This window comes from Dactylosporangium sp. NPDC006015 (genome assembly GCF_040614215.1).
GTDB lineage: Bacteria > Actinomycetota > Actinomycetes > Mycobacteriales > Micromonosporaceae > Dactylosporangium > Dactylosporangium maewongense.
Window position 1 is genome coordinate 19,273 of the sequence record NZ_JBEXUD010000046.1, and the last position, 18,202, is coordinate 37,474.

Consider the following 18,202-nt stretch of genomic DNA (forward strand, 5'->3'; position numbering starts at 1 on the left):
CCGCCTACTTGACGAGCAGCTGACCGAGGTCGAACTGGCCCTGGAGGCGCGGTCGGTCTGGACCGAGGAGCAGGTCGACGTCATGGTGACGCACCCGCAGGTCGAGGTGCGTCGCCTGCTCGCACGGGCGCACCACGTCCGGCCCGACCAGTGTGACCGGCTGGTCGACGATCCGGACGACTACGTGCGGCGGGCGCTCGCCGCGGCGTTCCGGGTCTGGCCGGCCTTGCCCGAAGTCGTCCCGGAGCGGGAGCCGCTGACCCGCGCCGCGGCCGAGACGATGGTCGCCGCCGACCGCCCGTACATCCGCGAACAGGCCGCGGCGCACCCGGACCTGCCGGTCGATCTCGTCGAGCGGCTCGCCGCCGACCCGGACCACGGGGTCCGCCTGGCCGTGTCCATGCGTCCCGAACTGACCGAGGAGCAGCGCGCGGTGATCGGCTACCGGATCGGACCAGAGGACCGGATCCAGCCAGCGGTGTGGGCGCGCCACACCCGCGACCCGGAGGTGCAGCGGCGCTGCGCGACGTCGGCGCACATCGGTCTGCGGCGCAGTGTCGCGCTGAACGAGCACCTGGCGCCGGACCTTGTCGCCGGGCGTTCACCGTCTACGACCGCGCGGTGCCCGCCGACGTCATCGAACGGTTGAGCCACGACCCCGAGCCGGTCGTGCGCGGCTGGTGCGCCGACGATGCCCGCCTGTCACCGGGGCGGGTGCTCGACCTGTTCGGCGACCCGGTCACCACCAGGCCGGCCGCCGCCAACCCGCGGCTGCCGGTGGCGGTCATGCGGACGATCATCGACGACGCCGCCGGCCTGAACGACGAGGCCGTGCCGAGTGGCATGGCCGTCGAACTGGGCAACGGGTCACCGGAGCAGCTGCCGCCGGCCGGGTGAGTGCCCACGCGCGAGGGGCGGCGCTCACCGGTGAGCGCCGCCCCTTGCCGGAACAAACGTCAGGACTCGAAGACCTTCGGGTCGCCGACGACGGCCTGGGCCTGGTACATCTGGCCGGTGAACACGACCCGCAGCCGCAGGCAGCCGGTGACGGTGACCTTCAGGTCCTCCGGGTGGCCGAGGGTGACCTGCTTGTCGAACACGGACGTGTTGTCGGCGAAGACCTGGACCCGGATCGGGACGTTCGGCTTGCTGTGGTCCTCGATGCCGACGATGCCGGTCAGGGTCGTGTACTTGCGGGACAGGTTGATGTCGATCGTCGCCTCGACGACCCTGGTCGTGCCGTTGTTGCAGCAGCTGAAGCCGCTGGACCAGCCGCTCACCGACTTCTTGCCGTTGATGTCGATGTCGGTGGCGGTGTAGTACATGTCGGTGTGGCCGGCGATGAAGCCGGCCTCGTATGCGGCGTTGCCGGACAGCCGCAGGCCGAAGGCGGCGCCCTCGTTGAAGCTGGGCGACACCGACGGGTCCGCCGAGGCGGACGCGGGCGACGACGCCTCGTCGGTGAGCGCCGCCTTGGTGCCGGTCGGGCTCGGCGGGGCGGCCGCCGTCGTCGGTGCCGGGTTCGCCGCGCCGGCCGTCGTGGCGGTCGCGGTGCCCTTCGCCGAGTTGTCGGACGGGTCGTCGCCGCCGCTCATCCCGTAGGCGACGGCACCGCCGGCCAGGGCGAGCACGACCGCGGCCGCCGCGACGGCGATGACGACCGTGCGCCGGCGGCCACCGCCGCCGGGCGGGGCGGGCACGGGCGCGCGCAGCGGCGACACGCCGGCCATCGGCGGCGGCATGAACGTGCCGGTCGCGGTCTGGTCCGCGGCCGCGAACGTCGGCGGCAGCATGCCCAGCCCGCCGCCGGACTCGGTGACCTGCGACAGGGTGTCGGTGAGCGAGCCGAGCCAGACCCGCAGGTTCGGCGGGCGGTGCGTGGGCGGCGCGGCCAGGGCCTGCATGAGCTGGTTGACCAGCGCGGGCCGGCGGGCGCTGATCGGGTTGGTGCGCAGCCGCTGGTCGACCGCGGCCAGGTCGGGGCCGCCGTGCGGGCCGACCGGCGGGGGCTCGCCGAGGATGGTGTGCACGACGGTCGCGGCGAACGCGAACCGGTCCGCCGCCGGCGACGTGCGCCCGTCCGGGCCGAAGAGCTCCGGCGCCGCGTACGGGCGGCTCCGCCCGACCCTGCCGCCGCCGTCGGTGAGGCGGGTCAGGCCGAGGTCGACCAGTACCGTGGACCCGTCCGGGCGGATCACGATGTTGCTGGGCTTGACGTCGCCGTGCGCGACCGGAACCGCCGTCTGCGCGCCGGAGTGCATCTCGTCGAGGGCGGAGGCGACGGTGGTCAGCGTCCGCAGCCGGGCCGACACGCTCGCGTCCGGGTGCTCGTCGAGCCACTCGCGCATGGTGACGCCCTCGATGTGGTCCATGACGACGTACCGCATGGCGCCCGCCGGTGCGGTCCCGGCGCGGTGCCGCGGCGGACCGGTGAACACCTCCAGGACCCGGACCAGCCCGGGGTGGCTGATGCTGCGCAGCAGGTGACCGTGCCGGACCCAGTCCTCCTCGGCGTCCTGGCTGTAGTTCTGACCAGGGACGCCGGCGGGGAGGATCTTCACCGCGACGCTCCGGCGGCCCTCGGCCGACAGCGGCAGGATCGCGGTCCAGACCTCGCCCTCGGCGCCGCCGCCGAGACAGCTGATCAGCTGGTACGTCTCCGGCGCCGACTGCGGTCCGACCCAGAACCGGTCGTCATCGGTCATTGTGCAACTCCCCAGGGGCTTCTGTGGTCAGCGTCAGACACCGTTTCATGCGCTTGTCCTACTGCAAAGGCACATCCGGATCGCAATCGATGACCGACCGGCCCAGTCGCGCACCTGGCCGGTTTGTCAGAGTGCTCGGCATGACCGCTGCGATCCAGGTGCTGTGCCGCGACCGCGACGGCGTGCTGCACAGCGGCCCGCCCCGCCCCGTCACCCCCGGCGAGGCGGTGCTCGTCGGCCGGGAGGGCGACCTGGCGCTCGGCGTCGAGCCCGCCGACCCGAAGGTGTCGCGGCGGGCGGTGGAGGTCACCCGGACGGGGTCCGGCTGGCGGGTCGACGTCACCAACCGCAACGGCGTCGTCGTCCACCCGTGGGGCCAGCCGCCCGGGCTCGCCCCGGCGAGCAGCGTGCACGTGTGGCCACGGGTCGCGTTGCGCGTCGCCGGCCGGCCGGAGCTGCAGCACTGGGTGCTGCTGACCGACGACGCGCTGCGGGTGCCGCGGCCCGTGCCGGTGCCCGGCACGTCGCTGACCGAGACCGCGGACCAGCCGAGGCCGCTGACCTGGCCGCAGGAGCAGGCGGTGCGGGAGCTGTTCGCCGAGCTGCTCGCCTGGCCGCCGCTGGTGCCGGCGACCCCGCTGCAGCTCAAGCAGGTCGGCACCCGGCTCGGGCTGAAGACCGAGACGGTGCAGCGGCGGCTGGAGGAGGTGCGCAAGAAGGCGGTCGCGCTCGGCCTGGCCCGCACCGGCTCGCTCACCGACCCGGAGTATCTGTACGTGCTGGTCCGCGCCGGCTACCTGGAGCCCGCCGGCGACGCCCGCTGAACGAGGCTGGATCACGGGACACAGCGTGCCCGGTCCGCGGCGGGCGCACGAGACTGCTGCACAGCAGTCTCGTGCCGGCGTGTGACCGCGTGGTGACCTGATCGGGCAACGCCGCTTGGGGCGCCGGGCTGGTCCGTCAGGAGGGGAGCCCGGCGCCCGACCCACGCGGCGACACCTCGGAGTAGGAGCACGCCATGCATTGGAGCGCATACGAAGTGTTCTCGGTCCTGTCCGGGATCGTCCTGATCGGACTGGCGCTGGTGCCGTCCATGAAGGCCAAGGACCGGGCCTGGTCGGCGCTGGGCGGGATCGCGTTCGCCGGCTACGGCTTCTACGTCGCCGGCCAGGACAGCGGCACCTGGACGTTCCCGGTCGTCATCTTCGTCATCCCGTTCGCGGCGGTGCTGTACCTGCTGGTCGCGAAGTTCGGCAAGGGCAGCACCGAGGACGGTGACCGGTGATGAGCGACGCACCCCGCACCCGGCCCGGCGCCGGCGACATCATCGGCCGGGTCATCTTCGGCGGCTTCTGGAGCGCGGTGACGCTCGGCGCGGTCATCTTCGCGTTCAGCAGCTTCTCCGGCGGCAACAGCGGCCCCGGCCTGGGCGCCCTCGTCATCGCCGTCCTCACCGGCCTGTACGCGCGGTACATCTTCCGCGGCGGCCGGATCCGGTTCCTGTTCTTCTGACCCCCCTCTTCGGACGGGGGAAGTCCGGCCGCGGGTCCGATGATCGGGCCCGCGGGCCGGGGCTACGGTAACCACTCTTCGACGAAAGGCAGTGACCCCGATGCCAGCCGGAACGTTCGACACGGCCGAGATCGCCAACCATGCCGCGCTCACCAGGCAGCGCGCCGCCGACCTGGAGCAGGCCGTCGCGAACCTGCGCGCCGCCGCCAGCCAGCTCGCCGCGGTCTGGACCGGCCCCGGCGCGCAGGCCTTCCAGAACACCCGCACCCAGTGGGAGAAGGCGGTCGTGCCGCTGCAGGAGACCCTCGACGCGATGGGGCAGGCGCTCGGTCAGGCGGGCACCGCGTACGAGAGCACCGAGAGCTCGATCGCCAAGGCCTTCGGCGGCTGAGCCGGCCGTGCGAGCCTCCTACGACACCACCGCGATGCGTGGCTGCGCCGACCAGCTCGACGCCGCCACCACCGCCCTGACCGCCCTCACCCGCCAGCTGACCGCGCTGCCGCGGCACGCGGTGCCCGACGTCGTCGACGGCGCCCTGGACCGGCTCGGCCGCCGCGGCGTCGACCTGATCGCCGACATCGTCGAGGAGAGCCACGCCCTCGTCGACGGGCTGCGGCAGGCCGCGCACGCCTACGACGAGGTCGACCAGGCGCTCATGAGGACGTTCCAGTGACCGCGCGGACGAGCACCCTGCTGCGCGGCGGCGACCCGGCCCCCGGCGACCCGGCCGCGGTGCGTCGGCTGGTCCTGCAGCTGCGCGACGCCGTCGACCGGATCGGCGACGCCACGGCCCTCATCAGAGCGGTCGGCGCCGACGGTACGGTGTGGACCGGCGCCGCTGCGTCCGCCTTCACCACGCGGCGCACGCAGCTGCTGACCCGGCTCAACACCGCGTACTCCGCCTACGACGGCGCCGCCGACGCGTTGCAGCGCTGGCTGACCAGCCTCCAGCACGCCCAGGCGGAGGCGGCCGCGATCGTGGCGAAGGCACACGCGCTGCCACCCGCCGACGGGCACCCGTCGCCGGCGCTGGCCGCGCTCCAGCACGCCAGGGACCGCCTCGAGGCGCGCGCCCGCGCCGAGGCCCGCGCCTGCGCGCACGACGTGGAGGCCGCGACCGACGCCGTCGGGCAGTTCGCGCACGGGTTCTGGCAGCACGTGTCCGACGAGCTCACCAAGGACCTCCTCGCCGCCAACCACGTGCTGGAGAAGGCGAGCGCGCTGCTGGGCATGGCGGCGCTGCTGACCTGCTGGATCCCGTTCGCCGGGCAGGTGTTCGCGACCGCGGCGCTGGCCACCTCGGCGCTGCTGGTGGTGTCCGACGCGCTGCTGTTCGCCGGCGGCCACAAGTCCGGCAAGGAGCTGCTCGTCGACGCGGGCGGCCTGGCGCTCGGCGGCGCGGGCGGCGCGGCAAAGGGCGCCTTCGCGGCGGCCAAGCAGGCTTCCGTCTTCACCGCCGCGGCAGGGCAGGCCGAACGCGTCGCAGCACAGGCGGAGCGCGCCGGGGCCCGCGGCATCCTGACGAACGCGGCCGGCGACGCGGACCTGTTCGCCGCGCTCGCCGGCGCCGCCCGCGCCGACTCGTCGGCGGGCGTCGCGTTCCGCTCGGCGGTGTTCGACACGGTGCACCCGATCCGGTCCGCGCAGGGCAGCATCATCGACGCTTCGGTGACCCGGCCGCTGGTCGACCTCGCCCAGCACTACCGGCCGATGACGCTGCTGGAGCAGTGGCGGCCGTCCAACGTCACGCAGCTGGTGTCCGGCGCGATCGTCACCGCCGACACCGGCAACACCGTGCGCGAGTTCCGCCAGCAGATCCTGAGCGGGCAGCCGTGACCGGCTGGAGCACGTGGGCGGCGCCGCCGGTCAGCGTCGACCTGCCGCCCGGCTGGACCGTGCTGCGCACCGCCGCCGACGACCTCGACGCGCAGGTGACCGCCCTCCTGCTGGCCCAGCTGCCCGACGACGCCGCGCCGCAGCTGCGGGCCGAGGTCGCCGAGCAGTGGCGGCAGGTCGCGCGGGTGTCCGCGGCCGCGGGCGCGGTCCTCGCCGGCTTCGGCGCCGCCGCCGACCCCGGCGCCGGCCAGCTGGTCAGCGCTTCTGTCCTGGTCGCGCCGCAGCGGTGGTACCGCAGCGACCCCGCCGAAACGGAGCTGCAAGGACCACAGGACCGGCTCCGGTCGCCGGCCGGTGCCATGGAGCGGGCGCTGCGCCTGGTCCGCGCCGCGAGCCCGCTCGGCCCCCTGGCGGAGGTCGTCGCCGAGTACACCGTCACCCCACCGACCGGTGATGCGTGGACGCTGGTGTTCCGCACGCCCGCGGTCCGGCACCTGGAGGAGCTCGTCGCGGTGTTCGACGCCGTCGCCGCCTCCCTCCGCGTCGCCGCACCGGCCCCGCCGCCGGCCGGCGAGGACGACGGCCCGGCGTTCAGCTGAAACCGGCGTGCGTGCCGGCGGCCATGACCATTACCGTTCGCGGGTGGCATCGAACCTCGAATGCGTCGGTCTCGGCTTCGACGACCGCGACGACTTCCGGCCCTTCATCGCCGACGCGCTGCGCACCGCCGACGTGCTGGGGCGCGACGGCGACCTGACCGTCCACCGGTGGCAGGACCCGAGCGGTGCGCGCATCGTCGTCGCCACGAGGGGCCGGCAGATCGTGGAGTTCCTGCCGTCCTACGCCGGCACCCCCGGCCCGCTGCTCGCCGACGTCCACAACGCCAACGACGAGGTCACAATCGCCGACGTCGTCGACAAGGACGGCGAGAAGGTCGGGATGCTCGCCGCCGAGTTCGAACAGCGACGGCTCCTGCCGACGGCACCGTCGGGCGGCCTGGCGACCGTCGTCGCCCTGGGCGTCGATGTGGCCGTCCACGCCGACGCCGCCGCGTTCGCCGCGTCCGACGACAGCCTGCTGAGCCCGCGCTCCTCCGACGACCCGGACGAGCCGCCCGCCCACTACGTCGAGAACGGCTGGCCGTGGCCGCCCCGCATGGCGGCGAGCTCGTTCATCTCGTACGGCGTCTTCGGCGCCCCCGAGAACGCCGAGGCCTACGCCCGCCTGAACGGCACGGTCCTGCACGCGGCCCGCAAGACCGTCGCGGCGACCGGCCAGCAGTTCATCACCGCCCGCGTGCAGTGCGGCGTCTTCGAGACCGACGTGTGCCTGCCTGCGGCGGCCGACACGCCCGACCCGGTCCCCGGCAACGTCATCGCCGGGACGGTCTTCCTCGTCGCGTCCCTGCCCCAGCTCCCGCCCCCGAGCAAGCGCGGCTTCCTCCCCTGGAAGCGCTGACGCGCTTCCGGGTGGTGATGTTGTGAAGGTGTCGTGCTGACCGTCGCTTGCTCAGAAGGATGCAGCGTTCTTGCCCATGCGATCCACAGGTCTCAAGCGTGTTCTTCCTCTTGTGCAATCGCCGCAGCCTTGGCGTGAGCGTCATCAGTCGGTGTCAAGGGCAGCCGGGTCGCGGCGACGACGCCAACGATCGCTACGACAGCCAGGACCGCGAACACCACGCTGAAGGCCAGCGTCGGAGACGACGCCAGGCCGGCCAGGACCGCGCCCGTCGCCGCAACGCCTGTCACCGCCGCCACTTGCCGGACGGCGCTGAACATTCCCGAGGCCGCGCCGGCCGCCGCCGCATCCACAGATGCCATCGCGGCAACCGACAGAGGCGACCAGGCCACGGCATTCGCGACACCGAGCACCGCTGCCCCGAGCGTCATCCACCACGGGTTGACTTCCAGGACGACCACAAGTCCGATCAGCAGCAGACTTGCCGCAAGCAACGCCATCCCCAGGGTCGCCGGACGGCGTGGTCCCACCCGGTCCACCCATCGGCCGGCGGTGGGGGACAGCACGGCTGCCACAACAGCGTCCGGGGCCATCACCAAGGCTGCCTCCATCGGCCCGAGGCCCCTCACCTCCTGCAAGTACAGCATCGCCGGCAGCGCCATCGCGATGAAGGCCGTGCCCAGAGCCGCCATCGCAACGCTCGCCGCCCGGTATCCGGGCGAGCGGTAGAGTCCCAATGGCGCCAGGGCCGCAGGGCCCATCCGCCGCTCGTGGAACGCGAAGACGACCAGCAGCGCTGCCGCGACGACGACTGCGGCAGCGATCGCGGGTGCCGAGATGTCACGCCAGGCGAGCAGCACCCAGACGAGAACCCCGAGTCCAGCCGTGCTCGTCACCGCCCCCAGCAGATCAAGCTGCGCGGCCCTACCTTGGCTGCGGGGAATCCACCGCCACCCCATGAGCAGTGCGACACCGCACAGCGGAACATTGACCCAGAAGATCCACCGCCACTCGAGGACCGCCGTCAACAGGCCCCCGAGGACCGGACCGAGGAGTGCGCCGGCCGCCGCGACAGAGCCCCAGGCACCGAGAGCACGCCCACGCTCGTCGGCGACGAACAGGCGGCGGATCAGCGTGAGCGGCTGAGGGGCCATCGCGGCCGCCGCGAGACCCTGCACAACCCTGAACAGAACGAGCCAGCCCACCGACGGCGCCATCCCACACAACGCCGAGGCCACCGCAAAGCCCGCCATCCCGATCAGGAACACGCGCTTGGGGTCGTACCGATCGCCAAGCCTCCCGGCGACGAGCAACGGGACCGAGAAGGCCAGCAGATACCCGGCAGTCACCCAGAACAGCCCGGCGACGTCCGGCTTGAGATCACTCTGGATGCTCGGGCTCGCGACCGCCACGATCGTCGTATCCAGCAAGATGACGAAGAACCCCGCAAGCAGAGCCGCAAGTCCCGCCCACCTGTTCGCCAATGATCCCCCGCTCCTCCGCAGCGTTTCCTCGGGCATCCAAGCATGCAGCTGGAGCCTCGAGTCCTGGTAGCGGCCTTGGCCTACTGCATGGCGGTGGCAGGCGGGTGTTCGTACGACTCCGGGCAGCGAAAGACATATAAGTCGTAGCCGCGGCCGATCGACACGTCGGTGGGGACGGACGAGACGCCCGGCGGCTCCTCCACCGGCCTCCAACTGCCACCTGTTCCGTGCCATTCGCTAGAGGCGGCGGTGAACAGCAGCGTCATCGCGGTGCCGCACTCGACGCAGTCCATCGGATGCGGGTCGGTCAGTGACCAGTTCGCGAAACCACCCACCTTCCAGCCGGGCGCCAGGGACAAGTCGAACTGGTAGCTGAGCCCGGTGTCCTCTTCGTCTTCGTCGTCCTCGTCGTCCCCACCCCGGGCTTCGTCCTCCCACGCGGTGATCCGGGCACCCAGTTCCGCCGGCAGCAGGCCGCTGTACTGGTACTCGCGGATCTGCTCTGGATACACGACGCATGGGGTCGGCAGGTAGGCGCCGCTCACGACGGTCGGCTCAGGAGCCACGCTCAGCGGCCGCGTCACGTCGGCGCTGCGCCGCCAGTACAGCCGCACCCTCGGGTTGTAGCCCTCTTCCGGATGGTCGAGCGGGCACCACAGCACCTGCAACAGGTCAGTGTCGGCCGGGCCGGTGAAGTCGGGGACGTCCCGGCGGTACAGCTGCGCCACCGGCACCAGAGGAACCGACTCGTCGATGAGATCCTCCGGCTCGGAGAAGTCGTAGCGCGGCAGCTCCGCCCGCTCCTCGTCGGTCAGCTCGTACCGAGTGCCGCCCGCGGCCGCCCGAGCCTGCGCCGCCGCGTAGATCTCCCGGCTACGACGGACCATCGCCGGCATCCGGAGATGGGAGACGTAGTGACCCGCCCCGTCCGTGCATACCGGCCAAGGCTCATCAGCCGGCCACAGCAGCGGGCCGCCGACCGAACTGTCGGCGATCCCAGGGTTGCCGGGCCGGGGATGCAGCCGAGTCGCCGTCGCCGCATGCTCGGCCAGCTCGGGGAACAGTCGCATGAGATCCAACTGGCGCGGCGGCGTCGTGCGAGTCATAGCGATGATCGTAGGGCGCCTGACCATGCGGACGAAGCTCGCCTTCCTGGACGCCGACGAGCGGATTTCGAACATCGGCCGACGCGGACAGCGGTTCCCAGCGGGTTGCCGACTGCTCAATCCGAGAAGACGTCGAGCGGCCCGAGGCGCTCGGCCTCATGGAGGCAGCGGCCCTGCTTAAGGTCCGGACGCCGTGCTGCGCCTGTGGCAACTCTCTGACCGCATCACCAACGAGATTCCCGGACAGCTCGACCTCTGGTGAACCGTTCGCGCCGAAGTCGGGTGCGGTCAGTGTGGTTGGGTCTCCCAGGCCGGCTGCTGGGGTTCGTCGTTGTGCACGATGATGTCGGCGTGGTGGGTCGGGCGGACCGTGGCGAAGTACAACTGTTGGGCGGGGATGTAGCGCTCGCGCCAGCGCCGTTCGATGTCGGCACGTGCTGACACCCCGTGCTCTCGGATGACGGCGCGTTCCACGGTCTTGTCGAGCGTCGTCGACACGAGGATGCGCAGTTCCCACCGATCGATCAGTTCCGGGCGCATGAGGAAGACGCCGTCGAAGAGCAGCACGGCGTCGGTGCGGGCGGTCGTGACCGGCGGGGACAGCACGGCATCCGCGACGTGGTCATAGACCGCGGGTTGGAAGCGTCGATCTCCGCCCGGGCCGAGCGGGTCGAGCAGGACCCGGTTCAGCGCGTCGTTGTCGTGGGTGTCGAAGTAGCAGCCTTCGGCCGAGTACTCGCCGCGCGGATAGCGCTGCGCCCGGGGGAAGAGGAAGTCGTCGATCGTCGCTCGGATGACCTCGCGGCCCTGCGCGCGCAAGATGACGGCGAGCTCGTCGGCGAGCGTGGTCTTGCCCGCGGCGGGCGGTCCGTCGACGGCGACCCGCGTCGGGTGCGTGACGGTGACGGACCCGACCGCCTCAGCCAGCCGGTCGAGCATCTCGTTGCGGGTGCCTTGGTTCATGTCCTGCCCCGTCCTGGTTTTCGCGAAGGATAACCTCGCTGGCGTGGCTACCGAGGATCTTCCTACTCCGCCCGACTTCGAGGCGGTTGCAGCATGGGCTGGCGCCGGTCGGGTCGTGCAGGCCACTCCGCGTGAGGTAGCCACGTGGCGACTGCCGGAGATCCAGAAGGCGGCGCTTGTCTCCTGTGGCGTACCGCTGATCGACGGCGTCGTTGACGCGGCATCGTTCGGAACGGAGCCGGCGATGTACCGGCTCGCGGAGCGTCGCATGGACATGTCAGCCATCACGTGGGTGTACGGCGCCGTGCCGGATACGGGTCACGTCCAAGAGGTCCTGCTGCCCGCGAATGAGACGAAGTTCGTCAACTCGTCAATCATCCACTGGCTCTGTTCACTGCACATGGTCGGCACGTGGCTGGGCACCTCAACCGTCATCGGACGCTGGGACGAGGACGAAGAGGCCGAGGAAGCCGCACTTGCCGAACTCGCGGACCTTCTGCAGCAGATCAAGGCCCTCGACCCACCCGCGTACGGCGATGGCTACCATCGCACCCACTTCTGGCCCGGCATACTCGATCGCTGGCTCTACTGACCGCGCCGACGCGTCCACACCTGCCGCGGTGCTCGCTCGTGGCCGATGACAGTGCGCCCGATCATGGCGAGTCGTACCGGAACCTCAGTCCGGTCGCTCAGACGCGAACACCAAGCCGACAATCACCCGATCACGTTCCGCATGACGTACGGCGGGTCTGGTAACCGCCGGTTCTCGGTCAGTGAGCGAAGCACTTCGCCATCATGACAGTGTTCATGCCGCTGGCCGGACACGGCCATCGCCAAAGTCATCCCCGTCCGCGGTAGCCGCGGCCGATCGACAGGTCGGACGAGAGGTACGGCGGTTCGTTCACCGGTCCCCAGCTACGTTGCCGGCCCGGGTGGTGGCAGGTCGGCAGCGTCCGGCGCCGGAGGGGGTTCCCTCAGGAGTTCGATGCTGCGGGCCACGATTGCCGTCACCGGTGTGGCGAGGGCGAGGCCGGCGACGCCTGCCAGTGCGCCGCCGATCAGGGTGGCGAGGAGGATGACCGGTGGGCTCATGCGCAGCGTGGCGCCGAAGGCGATCGGGCTGACGAGGTTCTGGAGCAGGACGTTGGCGAAGACGACGACCAGGATCATCCAGAGTGCGGCCGATTGGCCGCCGCTGCCGAGGGCGATCAGCACGGCGAACAGGGCGGCGACCGCCGCGCCGAGGTAGGGGACGTACGCGCCGAGGAACGTGATGACCGCGATCGCGCCCACCAGCGGCACCTGCAGCAGCAGGGCGCCGAGGGCGACCACGGCGGCGTTGAACGCGCCGATGAGGGTCAGCCCGCCGTAGTAGCGGCGGACGACCATGGCGGCCCGGCCGAGCAGGCGCTGGCCCAGTTGTCCTGGCAGCGGGAGGTGGCCGGCGGCCCGGGCGGTGATGGCGTGGCCGTTCATGAGCAGGAAGAAGCAGACGAACAGCGCCACGAACAGGCCGAGCAGGACGTTGACGCTGGCGCCGAGCAGGTTGCTCAGTGCCGGCAGCAGGCCGGCCATGAGGATGTCACCCGACTGGTGCACGGACTGCCGGCCGGCCTCGGCGGCGTTGCCGTCGACTCCTGCCGAGTCGAGGATGCGGTGCAGCTGGCTGACGGCCGCAGTCAGGTTCCGGCTGATCTGTTCCCGCTGGCTCGCCACGCCCCACACGACCAGCACGATCGCGCCGGAGCCCAGCGCGACCACGAGCAGGAGCGTGGCGGCCGCGCCGGCAGCGCGGGGCACGCGGCGCCGCGCGAGGCCGTCGACGACCGGCAGGAACGCGATGGCCAGGAACAGCGCGACCAGCAGCGAGATCACGATGGGCCGCAGGATGACGAGCAGGAGGATCGCCCCGACCACCAGCAGCGCCATACCGACGAGCGCCCAAGCCACGGAGCCCACCGCCCGCAGGCGGTGCGACAACCGCTGTGACGGTGGGCGACGGGGTCCCGGTTGTTGATGCATGCGCTCGTTCGTGTGGCGTTGTGCTGAAGTCCTAGCTGCAAAGGTCATCGCTTCGTCGCCGGACCGCCTCGCTCTGAACGAGTGACGATACGAGTGACGATCGTGGCAGGCGGTCTCTCGTGTGAGCCTCGGTACGGTTTGATGAACTTGTGCTGGTGTCGTTGGGCATGCCGCATACGTTGTTCGCGCTGTCGGGCGAGCCGGGATGCGACGCGGAGCGACGCCACGGCGCAGGCGAACACGAGAGCCGCGAGGACCAGGACGCCCGTCAGGACCACCTTGACCACCTCAGCGGGTCGTCCCGGGCGGTGGCTGGGCCCGGGGATCGGCTACCACCAAATCTACTCGCGACCTGACCGGCGGCAGCTGGCGTTCGGGGTACTGGCAGAACCTCCCAGACCGGGCCCGGCGGTCGTAGCGTCGAGAGCGTGGACAGCCGAGCCGAGATCCGTGACTTCCTCACCACCCGCCGGGCCAAGGTCACGCCGGAGCAGGCGGGCCTGCCGGCCTACGGCGGGCACCGCCGGGTGCACGGGCTGCGCCGGGAGGAGGTGGCGTTGCTGGCCGGGGTGAGCGTCGACTATTACACCCGCCTCGAGCGCGGCAACCTCTCCGGTGTCTCCGACGGCGTCCTGGAAGCCGTGGCCCGGGCGTTGCAGCTCGACGACGCCGAACGGGCGCACCTGTTCGACCTGGCCCGCACGGCCAACACCACCGCCGCGAACACGCGCGGGCGGCGGCGTCCGACGTCGCAGCTGCGCCCGGTGGTGCAGCGGCTGCTGGACGCGATGACGATGGCGCCGGCGTACGTGCGCAACGGCCGCCTGGACGTGCTCGGCGCGAACGCGCTGGGTCGGGTGGTGTTCGCGCCGCTGTTCGACACGGCGGTGGCCACACCGAACATCGCCCGGTTCATCTTCCTGCACGCGGCGAGCCAGGAGTTCTACCGCGACTGGGAGACCCTCGCCGGGGACACGGTGGCGCTGCTGCGCGCCGAGGCCGGACGCGACCCGTATGACCGGGCGCTGACCGACCTGATCGGGGAGTTGTCCACCCGCAGCGATGTCTTCCGTACCTGGTGGGCCGCGCACAACGTGCGGCTGCACCGCTCCGGGGTCAAGCGCCTGCACCACCCGGAGGTCGGCGACCTGACCCTGGCCTACGAGTCCCTCGACCTGACCACCGACGTCGGGCTGCGGCTCAACGCCTACACGGCCGAACCCGGATCCGGCTCACAAGAGGCGCTGAACCTCCTCGCCAGCTGGACCGCGGCGCCGCACGAGCGGTCCGTCGCCCGCCCGGCCGACTGAGCACGCCGACTGACCACGCTGGCTGGGGGGTTCTGCCGGTACCTGGAACACCAGCCACTGCCACCTCGGCTTCGGTGCCGGTTGGATGGAAAGCACAGGGGTAGCGGTCACCGAGAGTGACGCATCGCGGCCATTGAACGGACATTCCGGAGGAAACAACCATGCGTGCAACCCTGATCTACGGTGCCGGTGACGTCCGGATCGAGACCGTGCCCGACCCGGAGCTGCGCGAACCGAGCGACGCGATCGTCCGCGTCGTGCGCTCGTGCATCTGCGGCAGCGACCTGTGGCCTTACGGGTCGCGGCCGGCCACCGGCGACGGCGAACGGATCGGCCACGAGTTCCTCGGCGTCGTCGAGGACGTCGGCCGCGACGTGTCCGGCCTGGCCGCCGGCGACCTGGTCGTGGCGCCGTTCGTATGGGCCGACAACACCTGCGACTTCTGCCGCGAAGGGCTGCAGACCTCCTGCCGGCACGGCGGGATGTGGGCCCGCGACGGGATCGACGGCGGCCAGGGCGAGGCGGTCCGGGTGCCGCAGGCGCAGGGCACCCTCGTCAAGCTGCCCGTCGGCGAGGACTCGGCGCTGCTGCCGTCGCTGCTGGCGCTGTCCGACGTGTTCCCGACCGGGCACCACTGCGCGGTCACCGCCGGCGTCGGCCCGCGCACCTCGGTCACGGTGATCGGCGACGGCGCGGTCGGGCTGTCCGCGGTCCTCGCCGCGAAGCGGCTCGGTGCCGAGCGGATCATCCTGATGGGCCGGCACAAGGACCGCACCGACCTCGGCCGCGAGTTCGGCGCCACCGACGTCGTGGCCGAGCGCGGCGAGGAGGGCGTCGAGCGGGTCCGGGAGCTGACCGGCGGCGACGGCACCCACACGGTGCTGGAGTGCGTCGGGCTGCGCCCGGCGATCGAGACCGCGTTCGCCGTGGTCCGCGACGGCGGCACGGTCAGCCGGGTCGGCGCGCCGCAGTACCCCGACGTGCCCGCCGACTTCGGGGTGTTCTTCCGCAACATCACGCTCACCGGCGGGGTCGCCCCGGCCCGCGCCTACATCGACGAACTGCTGCCCGACGTCCTCGCCGGCCGGGTCCAGCCGGGCAAGGTCTTCGACCGCACCGTCACCCTCGACCAGGTCCCTGACGGCTACCGGGCGATGGCCGACCGCAGCGCGCTGAAGGTGCTGATCCAGCCATGACTGGTTGAGCGCGCCCTCCCATCTCCACATCGACAGCATCCCGAAAGGAACCACCGTGAAGCAGCGAACTCTCGGCACCGGCCTGACCGTCTCGGAGATCGGCTACGGCTGCATGAGTCTCACCGGCGCGTACGGCAACACCGGTGGCCCCGCGCGCCAGGACTCGATCGCGCTGATCCGTCGCGCCGCCGAGCTCGGCGTCACCTTCTTCGACACCGCCGAGGTGTACGGGCCCTTCAGCAACGAGGACATCGTCGGGGAGGCGCTGGAACCGCTGCGGGACCAGGTGAAGATCGCCACCAAGTTCGGGTTCGCCTTCGCCGAGAACGGGGTGGAGCCGGGCGGGCTGTGCAGCCGCCCGGACAGTATCCGCCAGGCGGTGGAGCATTCGCTGCGCCGGCTCCGCACCGACCACATCGACCTGTACTACCAGCACCGGGTCGACCCCGACGTGCCGATCGAGGACGTCGCCGGCACCGTCAAGGAACTGATCGAGGCCGGCAAGGTCCTGCACTTCGGCCTGTCCGAGGCCGCCGCCGCCACGATCCGCCGGGCGCACGCGGTGCAGCCGGTCACGGCCGTGCAGAGCGAGTACTCGATGTGGTGGCGCCACCGCGAGCAGGACACGATCCCCGTCCTGGCCGAGCTGGGCATCGGCCTGGTGCCGTACAGCCCGCTGGGCAAGGGCTTCCTGACCGGCACCATCGACACCACGACCACGTTCGCCGACAGCGACTTCCGTGGCCAGACGCCACGCTTCCAGGGCGAGGCACTCGCCGCCAACCTCGCCCTGGTCGACGTCCTCAACCAGATCGCCGCCAAGGCCGGAGCCACCCCTGCCCAGCTGGCGCTGGCGTGGCTGCTGCACCAGCACCCCTGGATCGTGCCCATCCCCGGCACCAAGACCCTGCGGCGGCTGGAGGAGAACACGGCCGCCGCATCGGTGGAGCTCACCGCCGATCAGCTGGCCGACCTGCGGGCCGCGGCCGATCAGGTCAGCATCGTCGGAGCCCGGTACCCCGAGGCCCAGGACGCCATGACCAACCGCGACGCGCCGCTACCGACCAGATAGCCCCGGCTGCCGGCTGGACGGCACGACCTTCCAGGCGATGACGGCGGCGACGACGAGCAGCGCGGCGGCGATCAACGAGGTGACCTGCATGCTCTGTGCGAAGGCGTCCCGGGCGGCGGCGAGGATCTGCTGCTGCCCGGCGCCGGCCAGGGACTGGCTGCCGGCGGCGAGGGATTCGGTGACCGCCGTCCGGGCGGGGTCCGACAGGCCGGACAGGTCGGGCAGGCCGCCGCGGTAGAACACCGCGTGCAGGGTGCCGAGCACCGCGATGCCGAGGGCGACGCCGAGCTCGTACGACATCTCGGAGATCGCTGACGCCGCCCCGGCCCGTTCGCGGGGGACCGCGCTCAGGACGGCGTCGGTGGCGGCGGTGTAGGCGATACCGATCCCGACACCGACCAGCACCAGCGCGAGCGCCAGCCCGAGGTAGCCGGTGAACCCCTCGGCGAGCGCGAGCACGCCGAAGCCGGCCGCGGTGAGCAGCAACGACGCGCCCAGCGTCGCGCCGACGCCGAGGCGGGCGATGACACGGACGGCGACGACCACGACCGCGATCGAGGCGAGGGTGCCGGGCAGCTCGCGCAGCCCGGCCTGCAGGGGCGAGTAGCCGCGGACGAGCTGCAGGTACTGGGAGAAGAAGAACAGCAGGCCGCTGAACGCGAACACCGCGACGAGCGAGGCGAGCACGGTGCCGGTGAACGCGGGCCTGGTGAACAGCGTGACGTCGATCAGCGGAGTGCGCAGCGCCCGCTGCCGGCGGACGAAGACGACCGCGGCGGCGGCACCGATGAGGACGGCGATCAGACCGGCGAGGTCGATGCCTGACGTGGCGCAGTGTTTGACCGCCCACACCAGCGGCACGATGGCGGCGATCGACAGCGCGGCGCTGAACGGGTCGAACCGGCCCGGTTCGGGATTGCGCGACTCCGGCACCAGCACGGCGACGCTGATCAGCACCAGCAGCATGATCGGCAGGTTGATGATGAACACCGAGCCCCACCAGTAGTGCTCCAGCAGCGCCCCGCCGACCAGCGGGCCGAGCGCCGCGCCGCCGGAGGCGCCCGCCGACCACACGGCGACCGCGCGCGTGCGCTGCCGGGGGTCGGTGAACATGTCGCGGATGATCGACAGCGTCGACGGCATCACGGTGGCCCCGGCGACGCCGAGCAGCGCACGGGCGGCGATCAGCCATCCTGCCGTCGGCGCGAACGCGGCGAGCGCCGACGCGGCGCCGAAGCCGGCGGCTCCGAGCAGCAGCAGCCGCTTACGGCCGATGCGGTCGGCGAGGGTGCCCATGCTGATGAGCAGGCCGGCGAGGGCGAAGGAGTAGACGTCGCCGATCCACAGCACCTGGCTGGAGCTGGCGGCCAGATCCGCGCTGAGGGCGGGCATCGCGAGCGCGAGCACGGTCCCGTCGACGGCCAGCAGGGTCACGGTCAAGGCGAGCGCCGCCAGCGCGGCCCACTGGCGGGAGCCGGCCTTCGCGGTCGGGGCGTCGGCGGTGCGCGTCGGTGAGGGGATCGCCATGCGCTCGACT

At 71.9% G+C, this 18,202-nt stretch carries 20 protein-coding genes; 14 read left to right on the forward strand and 6 right to left on the reverse strand.

The window, feature by feature from the left end; all coding sequences use genetic code 11:
• The first annotated feature begins 82 nt into the window (after positions 1–82).
• Together ABZ321_RS46725 and ABZ321_RS46730 are read left to right on the forward strand one after the other, a co-directional pair.
• Entirely contained in the window at positions 83–649 is a 567-nt protein-coding gene (locus ABZ321_RS46725; RefSeq protein WP_354902760.1) for a hypothetical protein, read from the forward strand.
• A complete protein-coding gene (locus ABZ321_RS46730) occupies positions 622–897 on the forward strand; it encodes a hypothetical protein (RefSeq protein ID WP_354902763.1) in 276 nt (91 codons plus the stop codon). The genes ABZ321_RS46725 and ABZ321_RS46730 overlap by 28 nt, the downstream gene beginning before the upstream one ends.
• A 59-nt stretch (positions 898–956) precedes the next feature.
• Here ABZ321_RS46730 and ABZ321_RS46735 read toward each other — a convergent pair whose 3' ends face one another.
• Positions 957–2,705: a protein kinase gene (locus ABZ321_RS46735; protein WP_354902766.1), complete on the reverse strand. Its 1,749-nt coding sequence runs from the start codon at positions 2,703–2,705 to the stop codon at positions 957–959.
• Between the two features lie 140 nt (positions 2,706–2,845).
• On the opposite strand from ABZ321_RS46735, the gene ABZ321_RS46740 reads away from it, so the two are divergent.
• The 8 genes from ABZ321_RS46740 to ABZ321_RS46775 all read left to right on the forward strand — a co-directional run bounded on the left by ABZ321_RS46740 (position 2,846) and on the right by ABZ321_RS46775 (position 7,512).
• Positions 2,846–3,529, forward strand: coding sequence for a hypothetical protein (locus ABZ321_RS46740; protein ID WP_354902769.1), 684 nt, complete (start codon positions 2,846–2,848; stop codon positions 3,527–3,529).
• Between the two features lie 194 nt (positions 3,530–3,723).
• Positions 3,724–3,990 (forward strand): hypothetical protein, encoded by a 267-nt coding sequence (locus ABZ321_RS46745; protein ID WP_344506491.1) that lies wholly within the window; start codon positions 3,724–3,726, stop codon positions 3,988–3,990.
• On the forward strand, positions 3,990–4,217 hold the full coding sequence (locus ABZ321_RS46750; RefSeq protein ID WP_344506489.1) for a hypothetical protein: 228 nt from the start codon (positions 3,990–3,992) through the stop codon (positions 4,215–4,217). Before ABZ321_RS46745 ends, ABZ321_RS46750 begins: the two co-directional genes overlap by 1 nt.
• 100 nt (positions 4,218–4,317) lie before the next feature.
• On the forward strand, positions 4,318–4,608 hold the full coding sequence (locus ABZ321_RS46755; RefSeq protein WP_344506488.1) for a WXG100 family type VII secretion target: 291 nt from the start codon (positions 4,318–4,320) through the stop codon (positions 4,606–4,608).
• Between the two features lie 7 nt (positions 4,609–4,615).
• Positions 4,616–4,891, forward strand: coding sequence for a hypothetical protein (locus ABZ321_RS46760; RefSeq protein WP_354902772.1), 276 nt, complete (start codon positions 4,616–4,618; stop codon positions 4,889–4,891).
• A complete protein-coding gene (locus ABZ321_RS46765) occupies positions 4,888–6,054 on the forward strand; it encodes a hypothetical protein (RefSeq protein ID WP_354902774.1) in 1,167 nt (388 codons plus the stop codon). The genes ABZ321_RS46760 and ABZ321_RS46765 overlap by 4 nt, the downstream gene beginning before the upstream one ends.
• The gene (locus ABZ321_RS46770; protein ID WP_354902776.1) at positions 6,051–6,653 is read left to right on the forward strand and encodes a hypothetical protein; all 603 of its coding nucleotides are present in this window, start codon (positions 6,051–6,053) and stop codon (positions 6,651–6,653) included. Before ABZ321_RS46765 ends, ABZ321_RS46770 begins: the two co-directional genes overlap by 4 nt.
• A gap of 43 nt (positions 6,654–6,696) precedes the next feature.
• A complete protein-coding gene (locus tag ABZ321_RS46775) occupies positions 6,697–7,512 on the forward strand; it encodes a hypothetical protein (protein ID WP_354902778.1) in 816 nt (271 codons plus the stop codon).
• 92 nt (positions 7,513–7,604) lie between these two features.
• Here ABZ321_RS46775 and ABZ321_RS46780 read toward each other — a convergent pair whose 3' ends face one another.
• The 3 genes from ABZ321_RS46780 to ABZ321_RS46790 all read right to left on the reverse strand — a co-directional run bounded on the left by ABZ321_RS46780 (position 7,605) and on the right by ABZ321_RS46790 (position 11,065).
• Positions 7,605–9,032, reverse strand: a complete 1,428-nt coding sequence (locus ABZ321_RS46780) for an MFS transporter (RefSeq protein WP_354902780.1) — start codon at positions 9,030–9,032, stop codon at positions 7,605–7,607.
• Between the two features lie 44 nt (positions 9,033–9,076).
• Complete coding sequence (locus tag ABZ321_RS46785; protein ID WP_354902783.1) at positions 9,077–10,102, reverse strand: hypothetical protein; 1,026 nt, start codon at positions 10,100–10,102, stop codon at positions 9,077–9,079.
• A 288-nt stretch (positions 10,103–10,390) separates the two neighbouring features.
• Positions 10,391–11,065, reverse strand: coding sequence for a uridylate kinase (locus tag ABZ321_RS46790; protein WP_354902786.1), 675 nt, complete (start codon positions 11,063–11,065; stop codon positions 10,391–10,393).
• A gap of 43 nt (positions 11,066–11,108) precedes the next feature.
• On the opposite strand from ABZ321_RS46790, the gene ABZ321_RS46795 reads away from it, so the two are divergent.
• Positions 11,109–11,657 (forward strand): SUKH-4 family immunity protein, encoded by a 549-nt coding sequence (locus tag ABZ321_RS46795; RefSeq protein ID WP_354902788.1) that lies wholly within the window; start codon positions 11,109–11,111, stop codon positions 11,655–11,657.
• Positions 11,658–11,980: 323 nt separating this feature from the next.
• Here ABZ321_RS46795 and ABZ321_RS46800 read toward each other — a convergent pair whose 3' ends face one another.
• A complete protein-coding gene (locus tag ABZ321_RS46800) occupies positions 11,981–13,015 on the reverse strand; it encodes an AI-2E family transporter (RefSeq protein WP_354902790.1) in 1,035 nt (344 codons plus the stop codon).
• 500 nt (positions 13,016–13,515) lie between these two features.
• On the opposite strand from ABZ321_RS46800, the gene ABZ321_RS46805 reads away from it, so the two are divergent.
• The 3 genes from ABZ321_RS46805 (at position 13,516) to ABZ321_RS46815 (ending at position 16,665) form a co-directional block, all read left to right on the forward strand.
• Positions 13,516–14,397 carry a helix-turn-helix transcriptional regulator gene (locus ABZ321_RS46805; RefSeq protein ID WP_344506472.1) on the forward strand — a complete coding sequence of 294 codons (882 nt, stop codon included), beginning with the start codon at positions 13,516–13,518 and terminating at the stop codon, positions 14,395–14,397.
• A gap of 161 nt (positions 14,398–14,558) precedes the next feature.
• Entirely contained in the window at positions 14,559–15,593 is a 1,035-nt protein-coding gene (locus ABZ321_RS46810; RefSeq protein ID WP_354902794.1) for an alcohol dehydrogenase catalytic domain-containing protein, read from the forward strand.
• Between the two features lie 55 nt (positions 15,594–15,648).
• On the forward strand, positions 15,649–16,665 hold the full coding sequence (locus tag ABZ321_RS46815) for an aldo/keto reductase (protein ID WP_354902797.1): 1,017 nt from the start codon (positions 15,649–15,651) through the stop codon (positions 16,663–16,665).
• On the opposite strand, the gene ABZ321_RS46820 is transcribed toward ABZ321_RS46815, so the two are convergent.
• On the reverse strand, positions 16,651–18,192 hold the full coding sequence (locus ABZ321_RS46820; RefSeq protein ID WP_354902799.1) for an MFS transporter: 1,542 nt from the start codon (positions 18,190–18,192) through the stop codon (positions 16,651–16,653). The genes ABZ321_RS46815 and ABZ321_RS46820 overlap by 15 nt on opposite strands.
• Between the last annotated feature and the right edge of the window lie 10 nt (positions 18,193–18,202).